Genomic DNA, 15,074 nt, shown 5'->3' on the forward strand with positions numbered 1-15,074 from the left:
GGGGACGGGGCCGGGGCGCGGATACGGACGGTCGGGCCGGGCCCGCTGCGGCGGGCCGGCCCGCCGGCGATTTCCGCCGGCGGGCCGGCCCGGTACGGCGCCGGAGCACCGACAGCGCCTTGCGGTGGGTACGCTGGGCGGCGCCTGTAACTTCCCGGCTATGTGACTTCGAGTGTTCTTTTTATTGCTTGTTGTTATCATTGCTGGTTTTTGTCTGCTGTCCCGTCCGCTGTCCGTCTGATCCGCTGTCTTCCCAAGGAGCCTTACCGTGCCCGTCGTCCTGGTTGCCGAGGAGCTGTCGCCGGCCGGGCTGGAACTGCTGTCCGGCGAGTTCGAGGTCCGCCATCTCGACGGGACCGACCGGGCCGCCCTGCTGGGCGCGATCCCCGAGGCGGACGCCCTGATCGTGCGCAGCGCGACCAGGGTGGACGCGGAGGTGCTCACCGCCGCCCGTTCGCTCAAGGTCGTCGCCCGGGCGGGGATCGGGCTGGACAACGTCGACGTCGCCACCGCCACCACCCGCGGTGTGATGGTCGTCAACGCCCCGCTGTCGAACATCGTCAGCGCCGCCGAGCACGCCGTCGCGCTGCTGACGGCGGTGGCCCGCCGCATCCCGGCGGCCACCGCCGCGCTGCGCGGCGGTGAGTGGAAGCGCTCGAAGTACGTCGGCGTCGAGCTCGCGGACAAGACCGCGGGCGTGGTGGGCCTCGGGCGCATCGGCCTGCTGGTCGCGCAGCGGCTGGCCGCCTTCGGCATGAAGATCGTCGCCTATGACCCCTACGTCTCGGTGGGCCGCGCCGCCCAGCTGGGGGTGCGCCTGGTCGACCTCGACGAGCTGCTGCGGATCAGCGACGTCATCACGATCCACCTGCCCAAGACGCCGGAGACGATCGGCCTCATCGGCCGGGACGAGCTCGAGCGGGTCAAACCGGGCGTGATCATCGTCAACGACGCCCGGGGCGGGCTCGTCGACGAGGCGGCCCTCGCCGACGCGGTCCGCGACGGCCGGGTGGGCGGCGCCGGCATCGACGTGTTCGCCACCGAGCCGACCACCTCCTCACCCCTGTTCGAGCTGGACAACGTGGTGGTCACCCCGCACCTGGGGGCGTCCACCGCGGAGGCGCAGGAGAAGGCCGGGGTCGCGGTGGCCCGGTCGGTGCGCCTGGCGCTGCGCGGCGAGTTCGTCCCGGACGCGGTGAACGTGCAGGCGGGCGGGGTGGTGGCCGAGGACGTCCGCCCGGGGCTGCCGCTCGCGGAGAAGCTCGGCCAGCTGTTCACCGGCCTCGCCGGCGGCCTCGCCGCCGCGATCACCGTCGAGGTCCGCGGCGAGATCGTCGCCCATGATGTGTCGGTGCTGCAGCTCGCCGCGCTCAAGGGCGTGTTCACCGACGTGATCGAGGAGCCGGTCACCTACGTCAACGCGCCGCTGCTCGCGAAGGGCCGGGGCGTCGACGTCGCGCTGGAGACGTTCGAGGACAGCCCCGACTACCGCAACCTCGTCACCATCCGCGGTGTGCTCGCGGACGGGACGCCGGTGTCGGTGAGCGGCACGCTGACCGGCCCCCGGCAGGTCGAGAAGGTCACCGCGATCGACGACTTCGAGGTGGACATCCGACCCCAGGCGCACCTGGCCTTCTTCCGGTACGAGGACCGTCCGGGGGTGGTCGGCGCGGTCGGCGCGCTGCTGGGCGAGGCCCAGATCAACATTGCCGGCGCGCAGGTCAGCCGTCGCAAGGCCGGCGGCGAGGCGCTGATGTCGCTCTCGCTCGACGACGCGGTGCCCGCGGACGTCCTGAGCGAGATCGCCAAGATCATCGGAGCGTCGGCGGCCCGGTCGGTCAGCCTCCACAGCCAGTGACCGGCCGGTGAGGGGCCGACCGGCCGGTGAGGAGCCGACCGGCCGGTGAGGAGCTGACGGGGAACCGGTGACCGGGCCCTCCGGCCGGCTCCTCACCGAGGCCGGACGGCCCGGTCACCGCGGTCCACCGCGGTGTGCCACGGGCCGTGGTGACCTGCCCCCTGGTTCAGTGGCCACGGTGTGGGAAACGAGTCCCTGGGTTTACCGTGAAAGCCATGGCTCGGGACGGTCGGGACCCGTTCGAGGGGTTGCGCCTCGATGACACTTTCGTGCGCTCCGCGCGCTTCATCGAGCCGTCAGCCGATGAACGGGTGGCAGCCTCCGGCGAGGCCGCGCGCGGCCGCTGCCGGGTGGAGCCCGTCCGGTCGAAGGGGCAGCGGGTGTTCTACCGCTGGATGTGGGCGCCGGGCTCCCCGCGCCGCCGTCGCACCACCCGGCTGGTGGCGTTCCTGACCCTGCTCGCCGGGATGGCGGGCCTTGGTCTCTTCCTGCTCCGTAACAACCCGCGCACGGCGGTGGTGTCCGCCCCGGCGCCCTCGGCCGGCACCCCGGTCCGGATGCACGAGCCCGCTCCCGGCGGCCCGCCGGCGGCCGCCGGCCCGCCGGCGACGAGCCCGGCCGTGCTCTCCGCCCGGGCGCAGCGGTTCGTGCTCGAGCCCACCCTGCTCAGCGGGCTACGGCCGGGGGACTGCCTGCTGTGGGCGCCGGATTCGGCACGCGAGGCCACCCCCGCCAAGGTGGGCTGCGACCAGCCGCACCTCGACCAGGTGACGGGGGTGGTCGACCTGGCCGCGCCCTTCCCCGGCTGGCCGGGCCGCCCGGCGCTGGACGCCGCCACCGCGAGGGACTGTGTGGCGGCCGCGCGCGCCCTCTTCGGCGACGCCGGTGGCGTCCCCGGCCTGAGGATCGCCTCGATCTACCCGGAGGAGAGCGCCTGGCAGGCCGGCACCCACGCGCTGGTGTGTACCGTGCGCGCCGACGATCTACGGCCGCGGGTCGGCCCGGCGCCGGCCGTGGGCCTGCCGACCTGATCTCGCCGGCCCGTCGGGCGGTGCCCGTCGGGCAGCGCCTGTCAGATAGCGCCTGTCAGATAGCGCACCTCGGGCAGCGCGGCGGACGGCTTTGCCGGGCGGTGTGGCGGACGCCGTGAGCCGTCGGGTAGTAAGCTCGCCGCAGTATGCGCACGCTTCTGCTTCTTAGTTGCCGCGGCGAGGCCTGAGACAGGCCGGCTTCCTCGTCGCGGGGGTTGTTGGTGCGCGCTGGCCGCCACAGGTTCTCTCCCGAAGCAGGAGCGGTAGAAGCGGTGACCACCCCACGGCAGTTTCCCGGCGTACAGCAGCCTTCCGGCATGCCCGTCGACAAGTACCGGCCGTTCGTCCCGGTCGACCTCCCCGACCGGGCCTGGCCGAACCGGACGATCACCCGCGCGCCCCGGTGGTGCAGCGTGGACCTGCGCGACGGCAACCAGGCGCTGATCGACCCGATGACCCCGGCGCGCAAGACGCAGATGTTCCAGCTGCTGGTGCGGATGGGCTACAAGGAGATCGAGGTCGGCTTCCCCGCCGCCAGCCAGACGGACTTCGACTTCATCCGGCAGCTCGTCGAGGGCGGGCACATCCCCGACGACGTCACCATCCAGGTGCTCACCCAGGCCCGGGAGGAGCTGATCGAACGCACGGTCCGCGCGCTCGTCGGCGCGCCGAACGCGCTGGTGCACCTGTACAACTCGACGTCGACGCTGCAGCGCCGGGTGGTGTTCGGGCTCGACCGGGCCGGCGTCACCGACATCGCCGTCCAGGGCGCGCAGTGGTGCGCCCGGTACGCGGAGAAGCTGCTGGCGGGCACCGACGTCCGCTGGCAGTACAGCCCGGAGTCGTTCACCGGGACCGAGCTGGGCTACGCCCTGGAGGTCTGCGAGGCGGTCATGGACGTCTGGCAGCCCACCGCGGACCGGCCGGTCGTGCTGAACCTGCCGGCGACCGTGGAGATGTCCACGCCCAACGTCTACGCCGACCAGATCGAGTGGATGTCACGCAGCCTGACCCGGCGGGACGCGGTCGTGCTCTCCCTGCACCCGCACAACGACCGCGGCTGTGCCGTGGCCGCCGCGGAGCTCGGGGTGCTGGCGGGCGCCGACCGGGTCGAGGGATGCCTGTTCGGCAACGGCGAGCGCACCGGCAACGTCTGCCTGGTCACCCTGGGGATGAACCTGTTCTCCCAGGGCATCGACCCGGAGATCGACTTCGGCGACATCGACGAGATCCGCCGGACCGTGGAGCACTGCAACCAGCTCCCGGTGCACCCCCGGCACCCCTACGGCGGCGACCTCGTCTACACCGCCTTCTCCGGCTCCCACCAGGACGCCATCAAGAAGGGCTTCGAGGCGATGGAACGGACCGGGCAGCGGCTGTGGGAGGTGCCCTACCTGCCCATCGACCCCAAAGACGTCGGCCGCTCCTACGAGGCCGTGATCCGGGTGAACAGCCAGTCGGGCAAGGGCGGCGTCGCCTACCTGCTGAAGGCGGAGCACTCCCTGGACCTGCCCCGCCGGCTGCAGATCGAGTTCTCCCACGCCGTGCAGCGCCACACCGACGACATCGGTGGCGAGGTGACCGGCGAGGAGCTGTGGGAGATCTTCTCCCGGGAGTACTTCCTGACCGCCGCCGCCTCCGACGCCCCGCTGGAGCTGCTCGGCTCCCGGACCACCGCCGCGCACGGGGAACGCGACGAGGTCCGGGTCTCGGTGCGCATCCACGGCGGTGAGGAGGTCATCAGCGGCACCGGCAACGGGCCGATCGACGCGTTCGTCGCCGCGCTGCGCACCCGGGACGTCGAGGTACGCGTCCTCGACTACCACGAGCACGCCCTGGGCTCGGGCGCGGACGCGCGGGCCGCGGCCTACCTCGAGGTCGCGGTGGGGGACAGGGTGTTCTGGGGCGTGGGGATCGACCCGAACATCGTCACCGCGTCCCTGCGCGCGGTGGTGAGCGCGGTCAACCGGGCCGCGCGGGAGCAGCCGATCGTCCCGGGCATCCAGGCCGCCGCGGGTACCTGAGGGCCCCGGCCGTCCGAAGCTCTCCGGCGGTGAGGCCCGGGCATCCCGGGCCTCACCGCCGTCGGGTGCCCGGGGTGCCTTCGGGGCCTGGGGCCGCGCTCCCGAGGCCGGGCCCGGGAGCCGGGCGCGCCGCCGCCCGCTCCACCGCGATCCGGTCCGGGGCCGCCCGCTCCAGGGCCTGTCCGCGTGGCCGTGGACGCTCGTGCTCCCGTGGCCGCGGGCGTCCGCCGGACATCTCCGCCAGCCGGAGCATCAGCCGTTCGATGCGGACCAGGCCGACCGGCCGGCCCAGCTCGGTGACCACCACGACCGGGTCGAACCGCAGCGCTGGCACGCGGCCCATCGCCCGGCGCGCCACGTCCACGATGTGTTCGTCGGGCCGGGCGACCATGCTGGCCGGCACCCGCCGGGCCGCGGCGGCGCCGGGGGAGACGGGCAGCTGCAGCGCCACCGGCTGGTGGTGCCGGTTCACGACGACGACCGCGCCGCTGCCGCCACCGCCCGGATGTGCGCCACCGCTGGGATGTGGCGGTGCCGGCGTGCCGGGCCACCAGGCCGCCGGCGCCGAGGTGCCCCGGCGCTGCGCCCGGCCGTCCCCGACGGAGATCCGTACCTGCTCGAGCAGGCTGCCCACCCCCTCGCCGCGCCCGGTCCGCTGGGCGAGCAGCCGGATCCGCCGGGAGATCGCGGGGTCGAGACGTTGCCAGCTCTGCGCGGGGCGGCCGAGGTACCAGCCCTGCCCGAGCGGGACGCCGAGCCCGACGAGCACGGCCAGTTCCTCGTCGCGTTCGATGCCCTCGGCGATCACCCAGGCGTCCAGCCTGCTGGCGAAGACGTTGACCAGCTCGGTCAGCGTCCGCAGCACCTGGTCGCCGTCGGCGCTGGCGACCAGCTCCCGGTCGAGTTTGACCAGGTCGGGATGGACCCTGGCGATCTGGCGCAGCCCCGCGTAGCCGGACCCGACGTCGTCCATGGCGATGCGGCCGCCGCGCTCGCGCAGCGCCTGGACGGTGGCGGCCAGCCCGGGGGTCCGCTCGACGCTGACCGTCTCGTTGAACTCCAGGACGAGCCGGCTGAGGTCGGCGTCGGCCCAGACCGCGGCCACCTCCGTGGTGGTCAGCAGGTTCGGCATGACGTTGACGCTGAGGAAGCAGTCGGGTGGCAGCCGTTCGCGGGCCGCCAGCGCCGCGCGCAGCACCCTGGCCTCGAAGCGGGCGGCGACCCCGGCGCGCTCGGCGGCGGCGAACCACAGGTCGGGCGAGGGCGCCGCGGCCGACCCGAAACGCGCCAGCGCCTCGTACCCGGCGATGATGCCACGCTGGAGATCGACGATCGGCTGGAAGACGATGCGTGGCTGCCCCGGGTCGGCCAGCGCGTCGCGCAGCGCGGCGGACCACTCGTCCGCGGGGCCGGTCGCCTGGACGGGACCGGACGTGTGGTGGGTGGCGGAGCGGACCGGTGGTGACGTCGTTTCAACGATCATGCGTCGTACACTCCCTTGTGTCGTCGCATGCCACGCGTGCCCGACCGGGGGAGATGCCCGCTCGCCTCCAGCCGGTTACGAAGCTGCTTGCCGAGGCCGTTGTGGTATGTGGTCGGTGCACTGTACGTGAGGACCTGCGGGGACCTTTGTCACCATCGGCGATTCATCGTGCGTGTCGCGCACCCCGTGTCCGTCCCGGGCGGTTCCCGGGCGTGTCCGCGGGAAGCACACGGAAAAATCTTCACCGAGGCCCGCGGGAAGACCCGCCACGCCCCCGGGCAGGGGTGGGCGCCGCGAGTGGGCGGTGACGGATTACAGTCGCGTTCATGAGGCTTGCGGTCATCGGTGGGGACGGTATCGGGCCAGAGGTCGTCGCGGAGGGCCTGCGCGTCCTGCGCGTCATCGAGCCCAAGGTGGAGACCACCGACTACGACCTGGGCGCGCGCCGCTGGTACGCCACCGGCGAGACCCTGCCGGACTCGGTGCTCGACGAGCTGCGCGAGCACGACGCGATCCTGCTCGGCGCGGTCGGCGACCCCGGGGTCCCCAGCGGCATCCTCGAACGCGGGCTGCTGCTGCGGCTGCGCTTCGAGCTCGACCACCACGTCAACCTGCGCCCGGTGCGGCTCTACCCGGGCGTGGCCACGCCGCTGGCCGGCAGGCACACCATCGACATGGTCGTGGTACGGGAGGGCACCGAGGGCCCGTACGCGGGCGCCGGCGGCACCCTGCGCCGCGGCACCCCGTACGAGGTGGCCACCGAGGAGAGCCTCAACACCCGCTTCGGCGTCGAGCGCGTCGTACGGGACGCGTTCCGCCGGGCGCAGGCGCGCCCCCGGCGGCGGCTCACCCTCGTCCACAAGACCAACGTCCTGACCAACGCCGGGGACCTCTGGCTGCGCACGGTCGCCGAGGCCGCCCCCGAGTTCGGCGACGTCCAGGTCGACTACCAGCACGTGGACGCGGCGTCGATGTTCTTCGTCACGGACCCGGGGCGTTTCGACGTGGTCGTGACCGACAACATGTTCGGGGACATCCTCACCGACATCGGCGCGGCGATCACCGGCGGTATCGGCCGGGCCGCCAGCGGCAACCTCGACCCGTCCGGGAAGAACCCGAGCATGTTCGAGCCGGTGCACGGCAGCGCGCCGGACATCGCCGGGCAGGGGATCGCCGACCCGACCGCCACCGTGCTGTCGGTCGCGATGCTGCTGGCGCATCTGGGCCGGACTCAGGAGGCCGCCCGGGTGGAGGCGGCGGTCGCAGCCTCCCTGGCCGACCGTTCCCGGCCGCGTGGCGGCTACCCACACGACCAGATCTCCACGCGGGAGGTCGGGGAGGACCTGGCGGCGCGGGTCGCCGGCTGAGCTGTCCGGGCCGGCCGGGCTGTCCGGGCCGGCTGAGCCGGTCGCTCCGGCAGGCGGGCCTGTCGTGCGCGGTCGCGCGACCGGTCTGATACTTTCTGTCGTCGTTCCTGCTCAGAAGGTGGTTGTCCGTGCGCGAGTCGATGCGGGTGGCCGGAGAAACGCTATTCTCTGAAGGGCCGTAGATCCGGTACGACGGCAGCCGACGGGGCCTGACCACGGCGAAGATCGGCACGATCGTCACTCGCCCACCCGCTTCGTCGCATACGCCTGGAGTCACCTGTGTCCATCACACCGACATCGAAGATCTGGATGAGCGGCCGGTTCGTCGACTGGGACGACGCCCGCATCCACGTGCTCAACCCGACGCTGCACTACGGCTGGGGTGTCTTCGAGGGCATCCGCGCCTACCCCACCGCCCGCGGCAGCGCCGTGTTCCGGCTGACCGACCACATCGCGCGGCTGTACCGCAGCGCCAAGATCTACATGATGGAGCCGTCGTTCACGCAGGACGAGCTCATCGCCGCCGTCAAGGAGACGGTCGCGGTCAACAAGGTCGACGCCTGCTACATCCGGCCGCTGATCTACCTCGGGTACGGGGAGATGGGCCTCAACCCGCTGCCCTCCTCGGTCGAGGTGATGGTCGCGGTCTGGCCCTGGGGCTCCTACCTCGGCGCCGACGCGGAGCAGAACGGCTGCCGGGCCACCGTGTCCACCTGGCGCCGCAACGACAACAACATCATTCCGCCGGCGGCCAAGGCGTCCGGGCAGTACCTCAACTCGTCGCTGGCCAAGGTCGCCGCGCTCAAGGCCGGTTACGACGAGGCCATCCTGACCAGCCCCAACGGGAACGTCGCCGACGGGTCGGGCGAGAACGTCTTCATCGTCTCGGAGGGCAGGCTGATCACCCCGCCGCTCAGCGACGGGCCGCTCGGCGGCATCACCCGGGCGTCCATCATGCAGATCGCCGCGGACCAGGGGTACGAGGTCCGCGAGCAGCACATCGTCCGCACCGACCTGTACCTGGCGGACGAGGCGTTCTTCACCGGGACCGCGGCCGAGATGGTGCCGATCGTCGAGATCGACGACCGTCCGGTCGGGACGGGCCGCCCTGGCCCGATCACCCGCGAACTGCTCGAGCTGTTCCACCAGGCGACCCGCGGGGAGATCGACCGTTACAAGAACTGGAACGAGCTCGTCCAGGAGTCCTGAGCTCCGCAGGCATCCCCCGGTGGGCCGCCGGTCGCGCGGGCCAGCGCCTGGACGACCGACGACCCACCGGAGGAGTCCGCTCCCGTCCGTCCGGGTTCCGCCCATGTTGCACCATGTTCCGTCCACGGACCGTTGTTCGCGGTGACGGTCTGGTCAACGGACCATTCCGCGCCTACTCTCTCCTGTCAGGCTCTTTTTCACAAGTGCACAAGCCCTGGGGAGAGGCGTGATGCGGGTTTCCGACGGGATGACCAGTCCGGTACTCATGATCGGCCCGAACCACACCCTGCGTCAGGCGGCGCGGCTGATGGCAGCCCGGAAGGTGGGCGCGGCCATTGTGCGGGACGTCGACGGCGAGGGGTACACCATCCTGACCGAACGCGATGTTCTGACGTCGGTGGCGGCCGGTCAGAACCCGGATGCCGAACTGGTCGGAGATCATGTCGCCCGGGACGTCGTGTTCGCCGATCCCGGCTGGTCGTTGTCGGAGGCTGCCGGCGTGATGCTGCGTGGCGGGTTCCGGCATCTGATCGTCTGCGATCGGGGTGACGTGGCCGGCGTGTTGTCCATGCGCGATGTAGTGCGTTGCTGGAGCGTCCAGCGTGCATCCGTTTAGGAACCGCTGTTCATCTGTTTGGTCAACTGTTCCTTCTGCGCCGTTTTTTGCTCCATCGACGCACATCACTGCACAAGGGGGGCACCAGGCGCCCACATTTCCCGACATTGGCGCTACGGTCACGGTGTGCAGGAGGAAGAGGTAGTCGCGCTGCTGCGGGCGACCACATTGCTGAAGGAACTGGACGAGCCGGCTCTGGCGCGTCTCGCCGCACGCTCCGTCGTGCGCCGATACCGCCGCGGCCAGGTTGTGCTTACTGAAGGTGATCCAGCTGACACGTTGCTCGTAGTGGCCTCCGGCCGCCTGAAAATACTCACGACCGCCGACGACGGCCGTGACCACGTCCTGAACATCGCCGGCCCCGGCGACACCCTCGGCGAGCTCAACATCGTCGAGGCCGGCCCGCGCTCGGCCAGCGTCGAGGCGCTGGAGCCCAGCGAGGCCGTCGTCCTCGACCGGGCCGCCGTGTGGGAGCTGGTCCGGGAGCGCCCGGCCGTCGCCGAACAGCTCATCCGGGCGCTGGTGGCCCACGTCCGCCGGCTGACCGGGGCAAACGCCGACCTGGTCTTCCTCGACCTGCCTCGGCGCGTCGCCAAGCTGCTGTTGATGCGGATGCGGGAGTCCGGGCGCCCGCTGATCGAACTGGGCCTGACCCAGACCGAGATCGCCTCCCTGCTGGGTGGCTCACGCCAGTCGGTCAACCAGGCCCTGCGAGAGTTCGAGAAGCGCAACTGGATCCTCGCCGAGGGCCAGACCGTCACCATCCTGCAGGTCGAACGCCTCCGCCGCTTCGCCGGCGACTGAGGGGCCTCCCCCAAATAGTCGCTTTCGCGACTATTTGGGGACCCCTGGCTCTTGGGCGGGCCGCCGTCCGGGGCTTTTGGATCATCTGATGATGATCCAAAAGGTGAAGGCCGTGTGGCCGTGTGGCCGTGTGGCCGTGTGGCCGTGTAGCCGTGTGGCGATCTGGGGCTCTGGGTTCTTAGGATCCGTCGATCAATAACTGCGGTTCTCGATCGAGAGAGGCTGCTGTCAGCCCCGCAACAAGACCGACATCAGCAACCGGAGTTATTTTCCGGCAGCTCCCGTAACCGCAGTCGCCGTAGCCGTGCTCATCGAGACCGGGCCGGTGGAGTGAGGAAGGCCCGGATGATGTGGGCCCGGTCGGACCGGAAAAAGATCAGTAGGGCGGCGGTGGCCACGTGCAGCCCGACGACGAACGCCAGGTAGGGCAAGCCCTCGCTGTTGCCCGATGCGTTCTCGGTCACCAGGTGCTGCCAGGAACCGCCGATCAGCGCGGGTACCAGCACCGAGCGGCCCAGGCTGGAGACCGGGAACAGCTCGGTGATTCCTTGCAGGAGTCCGATGACGCCCGCTTGCGGGTACGTCAGTTCATGCACGACCGCGTCTCCGCTCGTCGGAGTGGCTCGCCCGCCCGCCGCTGAGTTGTCACAGGCGCTCCCGGACGGGCGCCGGGCCGCCCGGGTTTGCCGCCTCGTGTGGCGTTCATGTGGTGTCGAAGCAGCCGTCGAACTCGAACACCGGGTTGATCACATTTTTACCGGTGGAGGTCTGGATCATGACCGGGCCGACGATTTTGGTGGGGCCGCCGGCCTGGTAGCAGCCGTTGGAGCGGACCTGGAGTTCGAACTTGCCGTTTTGGGCCCTGCCGGCCGCGTCGGTCCAGCCGACCTGGCAGATCCAGTCGCTGCCAGCGCCCCTGTCGTGCGATCCGGGGGTGCTTCGGTGGCAGTCGGGTTTGGCGGCGACGGCGGCGGGGGTGAGCCCGGGGCGGCCGAGCAGGGCCTGCTGCTGGACGTAGAGGTTGGTGAAGACGGGGCCGACCGAGGCTTCGACGCGGGGCCGGGTGACGTCGGTGGCGCAGCCGGCGAGGGCGGCGGTCAGCGCGGTGACGGCGCCGACGGCGACGGCCGCGCGGATCAGCCGGTTGGAGGTGGGACGGGGCATGGCGGGTCAGCCTCCGGTGATGTCGCGGCGGCGCAGCGCCGTGTAGGCGATGGCCAGGCAGATGAGGATGTAGCCGACGCTGACGAGCGTGCCGTCGCGGAGCGGGCCGTAGTAAGGGTGCGCGGCGAGCAGGCCGTGCCAGGCGTCGAACGGGGTGACCAGCAGCAGGTGACGGATCGTGTCGGCACCGTTGAGGAAGGCGTAGAGCTGCATGAGCAGACCGAGGATGATCGGTCCGACGATCCCGGCGGGGCTGCTGCGGGTCAGCACCGACAGCATGATCCCCAACGCGGTGAAGCCGAGCAGGGGCGGCAGCGTGCTCGCCCAGGCGGCGAGGACCAGCCCGGCGGTGCGTCCCGACGGCAGCAGGGTGCCCGACAGGCTCTCCAGCGGCTGGTGGCCGACGAGGAGCACCCCGGCGGCCAGGCAGCTCAGCGCGAGGACGGCGAGGAGGAGCACCGCGAAGGTGGCCGCGGCGAGCGCCTTGGCCCAGAAGATCTGGGTGCGGCTGTGGGAGCGGGTGAGGATCGTCTTCCAGGTGCCGTGCTGGTCCTCGCTGGCGAAGATGTCGCCGGCGACGAGGCTGGTGAGCAGCGGGAACACCCATTGGGCGGCGAACCCGAGAACGAGCAGCGGGGTCGCGAAGCCGCTGGCGTGCACCCACCGGCCGTACAGGGTGTCCTTCGGCAGGCGGTCCTGTCGGTCGAGCAGCACCACGAACACGAACGGCGCGACGAGGCAGACGGCGAGCGTGGCGCGGGTGCGGGCCTGCGCGGCGAGTTTCGTGATCTCCCACCGGTAGGCGGTGACCACCCGGCCACGGCCGACCGGCCGGGGGCAGGCCGTCGCGGGCGGTACCGGGGCTGTGGCGGTGGTGGCTGGGGTGGTCACGAGGTCACTCCGGTGAGGGTGTCCGGCTGGGTCTGGGCGGGCTCACCGAAACCGGCCTCCGGGTCGGTTTCGGTGAGCATGAAGAACAGCGACTCCAGCGGCGCGATCTCCAGGTGAAGGGCGCGGACCGCCAGGTTGGACCGGCCGAGGGCGATGATGTAGGCGTCCGCGTCGGCGGCCTGGGCGCGCAGCGCCAGGCCGCCGTCGGGATGGACGGAGACGGCCACTGCCCGATGGCCGGCGGCCAGGCGCAGCGCCTGCTCGTCGTCGCTGGTCATCAGCCGATGGGACGGGTCGGGGGCCTGGGCGCGCAGCTGGTCGATCGAGCCGTGGTAGACCACCCGGCCGGTGCGCATGATGGTGACGTTGTCGCAGATCTCCTCGACCTCGTCCATGTTGTGGCTGCTCAGCAGCACGGTCAGCCCCCCGGCGGCAAGCCGTTTGACCAGGGCGCGCATGTCCCGGATGCCAGCGGGGTCCAGGCCGTTCGCCGGCTCGTCGAGCACGAGCAGCCGCGGGTCGCGCAGCAGCGACGCGGCGACCCCGAGGCGCTGGCGCATCCCGAACGAGTAGCCCCCGACCTTGTCACCCGCCCGTCTGGCGAGGTCGACGACGTCGAGCACCTCGTCGATCCGGCTGTCCGCCCCGCCGCGGTCCAGGCCGGCCAGCAGGTTCAGGTTCCGCCGGCCGGACAGGTAGGGGTAGAACCGCGGACTCTCGATGAACCCGGCGACCCCGTCCAACATCGACGGGCCGGCATCCCCCCAGGTCCGGCCGAACACCCGCAACGTCCCGGCGTCCGGACGGATCAGCCCGAACAGCATCCGCAGGAACGTCGTCTTCCCGGCGCCGTTCGGGCCGAGGATCCCGTACACCTCCCCGACATCCACCCGCAGATCAACATGATCCACCGCGATGAGACCACCGAAACGTTTGACCAGCCCGGAAGCCTCCACCGCCGGGACACCGACCGCCATACGTCCTCCAGTCGAACATCCACATGTCTACTACTCGGTGAATAGTAGACCCTCGATGGAGGTGGCGGGCGGCGGCGTCGGGACCGCTGAAAAGGCTGGTACCTCGAAGGCTGCCATGGAGCCTTCGCACGTCACGCTCGACTGTCAGACTCCTTGTACTATCAATCTAGTAGTAGCGAGGAGGGCGAGAGTGGCGCGGAGACCCAGGCGCGAACCGGGAGCACTCGAACGGGAGATACTTGCCGCGATCGCGGCGGCCGGCCGGCCCCTCACCCCGGCCGAGACACTCGCCGAACTCGGCGTGCCCCTGGCCTACACCACGGTGATGACGACCCTCGCCCGCCTGCACGACAAGGGTGCCCTGACCCGGGCGCCCGCCGGGCGTTCTTTCGCCTATGCCCCGGCCGCCGACCCGGACACTCTCGACGCCGCGCTCATCGCCCGGCAGATGATCCGGGTGCTGGGCGCCGGCGCACAGCGGGCCGAGACGCTGGCCCGTTTCGTCGCGGACCTGAGTCCGGAGGACGAACAGCTCCTCGTCGGCCTCCTCGCAGCCCACCAGCCGGCCGCCGACGTCGACAGCGCGGACGGCGGGCCTCGGCGATGACGGCCGTCGCGCTCGTCCCGTTCGCCACGAGCCTGCTGCTGGCCGTCGGCGGCGGCTGGCTCGGCCGGCGGCTGCCGCCCGCCGCCGCCACCCGGCTACTCACCACCGCCTGCCTGGTGACCGCGCTGGCCACCGGTTTCATCCTGGCGGTCGTCGCCTTCACCCTGCTCGCCCCACTGCCCCCGCTCGCCGCGGTCGGACACTGGTCGACCACCGTGGTGCGCGGGCACGACCCGCTGCCGGCCCCGGCCGGGCTGCTGCCCGCCGCCATCGTCATCGGGCTGCTCGCCGCCGCCACCCGCCGGGCGGTCGGTGTCGGCAAGGACCTGGCCGCCGCGGAACTCACCTGCCGCCGGCTCGGACCCGCCCCCACCGGTCTGGTCATCGTCGACGACGACCGCCCCGACGCCTACACCCTGCCCGGACTCACCGGCCGCATCGTGGTGTCCACCGCGATGCTGCGCGCGCTACCCGCCGACGAACGCCGCGTTCTGCTCGCCCACGAACACTCCCACCTCCGCCACCGCCACCACGCCTACACCCAGCTCGCCGACCTCGCCGCCGCCGCCAACCCGCTCCTGCGGGCACCTGCCGCCACCGTCCGCCTCGCCGTCGAACGCTGGGCCGACGAAGACGCCGCCGCGACCACCGACAACCGCGCTGTTGCCGTCCGCGCGCTGGCCCGCGCCGGCCTCGCCCGCGCGGGCACAGCGGCCATGCCGACCGCGGCGCTCGGCGCCGTGCATACCGACCTCGCCCATCGGGCACGGGCACTACGGGAGCCGCCTCCGAAACCGCAGCCTGCCCTGGTCCTCGTACTCGCCGCGCTCATTCTGGCCACCGCGGCCGCCGCCGTCGGCACTTCCCGCACGACCGAACACCGGTTTGAACGCGCGCAGGCGACGTTCGCGCACCGGAGCTGACCGGTGATATTCGCAGCCATCGTCATGATTACATCGCCTCAGTGGCCGGTCGGTGGGCTTACCGATCATTCGGTGGTGGGTGGGAAAGGTGTGGGCTGTTTTGTGAGAGTGGGGCTGGGT

Annotated in this window: 14 protein-coding genes; 9 read left to right on the forward strand and 5 right to left on the reverse strand. The window is 71.6% G+C overall.

The features are described 5' to 3' along the window. Positions 1-268 precede the first annotated feature (268 nt). From serA to leuA, 3 genes are all read left to right on the forward strand, one after another. Positions 269-1,858 carry a phosphoglycerate dehydrogenase gene (gene serA / locus AC5LSR_RS18595; RefSeq protein WP_250283378.1) on the forward strand — a complete coding sequence of 530 codons (1,590 nt, stop codon included), beginning with the start codon at positions 269-271 and terminating at the stop codon, positions 1,856-1,858. 215 nt (positions 1,859-2,073) lie between these two features. Then, the gene (locus AC5LSR_RS18600; RefSeq protein WP_250292440.1) at positions 2,074-2,889 is read left to right on the forward strand and encodes a septum formation family protein; all 816 of its coding nucleotides are present in this window, start codon (positions 2,074-2,076) and stop codon (positions 2,887-2,889) included. 317 nt (positions 2,890-3,206) lie between these two features. After that, positions 3,207-4,913 (forward strand): 2-isopropylmalate synthase, encoded by a 1,707-nt coding sequence (gene leuA / locus AC5LSR_RS18605; RefSeq protein ID WP_250283382.1) that lies wholly within the window; start codon positions 3,207-3,209, stop codon positions 4,911-4,913. Positions 4,914-4,965: 52 nt separating this feature from the next. Here leuA and AC5LSR_RS18610 read toward each other — a convergent pair whose 3' ends face one another. Further along, positions 4,966-6,396 carry an EAL domain-containing protein gene (locus tag AC5LSR_RS18610; protein ID WP_250283383.1) on the reverse strand — a complete coding sequence of 477 codons (1,431 nt, stop codon included), beginning with the start codon at positions 6,394-6,396 and terminating at the stop codon, positions 4,966-4,968. Between the two features lie 326 nt (positions 6,397-6,722). On the opposite strand from AC5LSR_RS18610, the gene AC5LSR_RS18615 reads away from it, so the two are divergent. The 4 genes from AC5LSR_RS18615 to AC5LSR_RS18630 all read left to right on the forward strand — a co-directional run bounded on the left by AC5LSR_RS18615 (position 6,723) and on the right by AC5LSR_RS18630 (position 10,392). Further along, positions 6,723-7,763, forward strand: coding sequence for a 3-isopropylmalate dehydrogenase (locus AC5LSR_RS18615; RefSeq protein ID WP_250283385.1), 1,041 nt, complete (start codon positions 6,723-6,725; stop codon positions 7,761-7,763). A 279-nt stretch (positions 7,764-8,042) separates the two neighbouring features. Beyond that, complete coding sequence (gene ilvE, locus AC5LSR_RS18620; protein ID WP_250283387.1) at positions 8,043-8,972, forward strand: branched-chain-amino-acid transaminase; 930 nt, start codon at positions 8,043-8,045, stop codon at positions 8,970-8,972. Positions 8,973-9,201: 229 nt separating this feature from the next. Then, complete coding sequence (locus tag AC5LSR_RS18625; RefSeq protein ID WP_250283388.1) at positions 9,202-9,588, forward strand: CBS domain-containing protein; 387 nt, start codon at positions 9,202-9,204, stop codon at positions 9,586-9,588. A gap of 126 nt (positions 9,589-9,714) precedes the next feature. After that, entirely contained in the window at positions 9,715-10,392 is a 678-nt protein-coding gene (locus AC5LSR_RS18630; protein WP_250283389.1) for a Crp/Fnr family transcriptional regulator, read from the forward strand. Positions 10,393-10,700: 308 nt separating this feature from the next. Here the strand turns inward: AC5LSR_RS18630 and AC5LSR_RS18635 are convergent, their stop codons facing one another. The 4 genes from AC5LSR_RS18635 to AC5LSR_RS18650 all read right to left on the reverse strand — a co-directional run bounded on the left by AC5LSR_RS18635 (position 10,701) and on the right by AC5LSR_RS18650 (position 13,424). Beyond that, positions 10,701-10,988 carry an undecaprenyl-diphosphate phosphatase gene (locus tag AC5LSR_RS18635; protein ID WP_250283390.1) on the reverse strand — a complete coding sequence of 96 codons (288 nt, stop codon included), beginning with the start codon at positions 10,986-10,988 and terminating at the stop codon, positions 10,701-10,703. A gap of 106 nt (positions 10,989-11,094) precedes the next feature. Continuing rightward, positions 11,095-11,556, reverse strand: a complete 462-nt coding sequence (locus tag AC5LSR_RS18640) for a hypothetical protein (protein WP_445548525.1) — start codon at positions 11,554-11,556, stop codon at positions 11,095-11,097. Positions 11,557-11,562: 6 nt separating this feature from the next. Next, positions 11,563-12,447 (reverse strand): ABC transporter permease, encoded by an 885-nt coding sequence (locus AC5LSR_RS18645; protein ID WP_250283392.1) that lies wholly within the window; start codon positions 12,445-12,447, stop codon positions 11,563-11,565. Continuing rightward, positions 12,444-13,424, reverse strand: coding sequence for an ABC transporter ATP-binding protein (locus tag AC5LSR_RS18650; protein WP_250283394.1), 981 nt, complete (start codon positions 13,422-13,424; stop codon positions 12,444-12,446). The genes AC5LSR_RS18645 and AC5LSR_RS18650 overlap by 4 nt, the downstream gene beginning before the upstream one ends. A gap of 190 nt (positions 13,425-13,614) precedes the next feature. On the opposite strand from AC5LSR_RS18650, the gene AC5LSR_RS18655 reads away from it, so the two are divergent. Both AC5LSR_RS18655 and AC5LSR_RS18660 read left to right on the forward strand, forming a co-directional pair. Next, positions 13,615-14,031 (forward strand): BlaI/MecI/CopY family transcriptional regulator, encoded by a 417-nt coding sequence (locus AC5LSR_RS18655; RefSeq protein ID WP_250283396.1) that lies wholly within the window; start codon positions 13,615-13,617, stop codon positions 14,029-14,031. Next, positions 14,028-14,954 (forward strand): M56 family metallopeptidase, encoded by a 927-nt coding sequence (locus tag AC5LSR_RS18660; protein ID WP_250283398.1) that lies wholly within the window; start codon positions 14,028-14,030, stop codon positions 14,952-14,954. Before AC5LSR_RS18655 ends, AC5LSR_RS18660 begins: the two co-directional genes overlap by 4 nt. Positions 14,955-15,074: the final 120 nt, after the last annotated feature.

The sequence above is a fragment of the Protofrankia sp. CiP1_Cm_nod4 genome (genome assembly GCF_982290645.1).

Excerpts from the sequence above, each read along its gene's own strand:
- AC5LSR_RS18615 (WP_250283385.1), top strand. The coding sequence starts at position 6,723 with ATGAGGCTTGCGGTCATCGGTGGGGACGGTATCGGGCCAGAGGTCGTC.
- leuA (WP_250283382.1), top strand. The coding sequence starts at position 3,207 with ATGCCCGTCGACAAGTACCGGCCGTTCGTCCCGGTCGACCTCCCCGAC.
- AC5LSR_RS18650 (WP_250283394.1), bottom strand. The coding sequence starts at position 13,424 with ATGGCGGTCGGTGTCCCGGCGGTGGAGGCTTCCGGGCTGGTCAAACGT.
- AC5LSR_RS18660 (WP_250283398.1), top strand. The coding sequence starts at position 14,028 with ATGACGGCCGTCGCGCTCGTCCCGTTCGCCACGAGCCTGCTGCTGGCC.
- AC5LSR_RS18640 (WP_445548525.1), bottom strand. The coding sequence starts at position 11,556 with ATGCCCCGTCCCACCTCCAACCGGCTGATCCGCGCGGCCGTCGCCGTC.
- AC5LSR_RS18610 (WP_250283383.1), bottom strand. The coding sequence starts at position 6,396 with ATGATCGTTGAAACGACGTCACCACCGGTCCGCTCCGCCACCCACCAC.
- AC5LSR_RS18625 (WP_250283388.1), top strand. The coding sequence starts at position 9,202 with ATGCGGGTTTCCGACGGGATGACCAGTCCGGTACTCATGATCGGCCCG.
- AC5LSR_RS18600 (WP_250292440.1), top strand. The coding sequence starts at position 2,074 with ATGGCTCGGGACGGTCGGGACCCGTTCGAGGGGTTGCGCCTCGATGAC.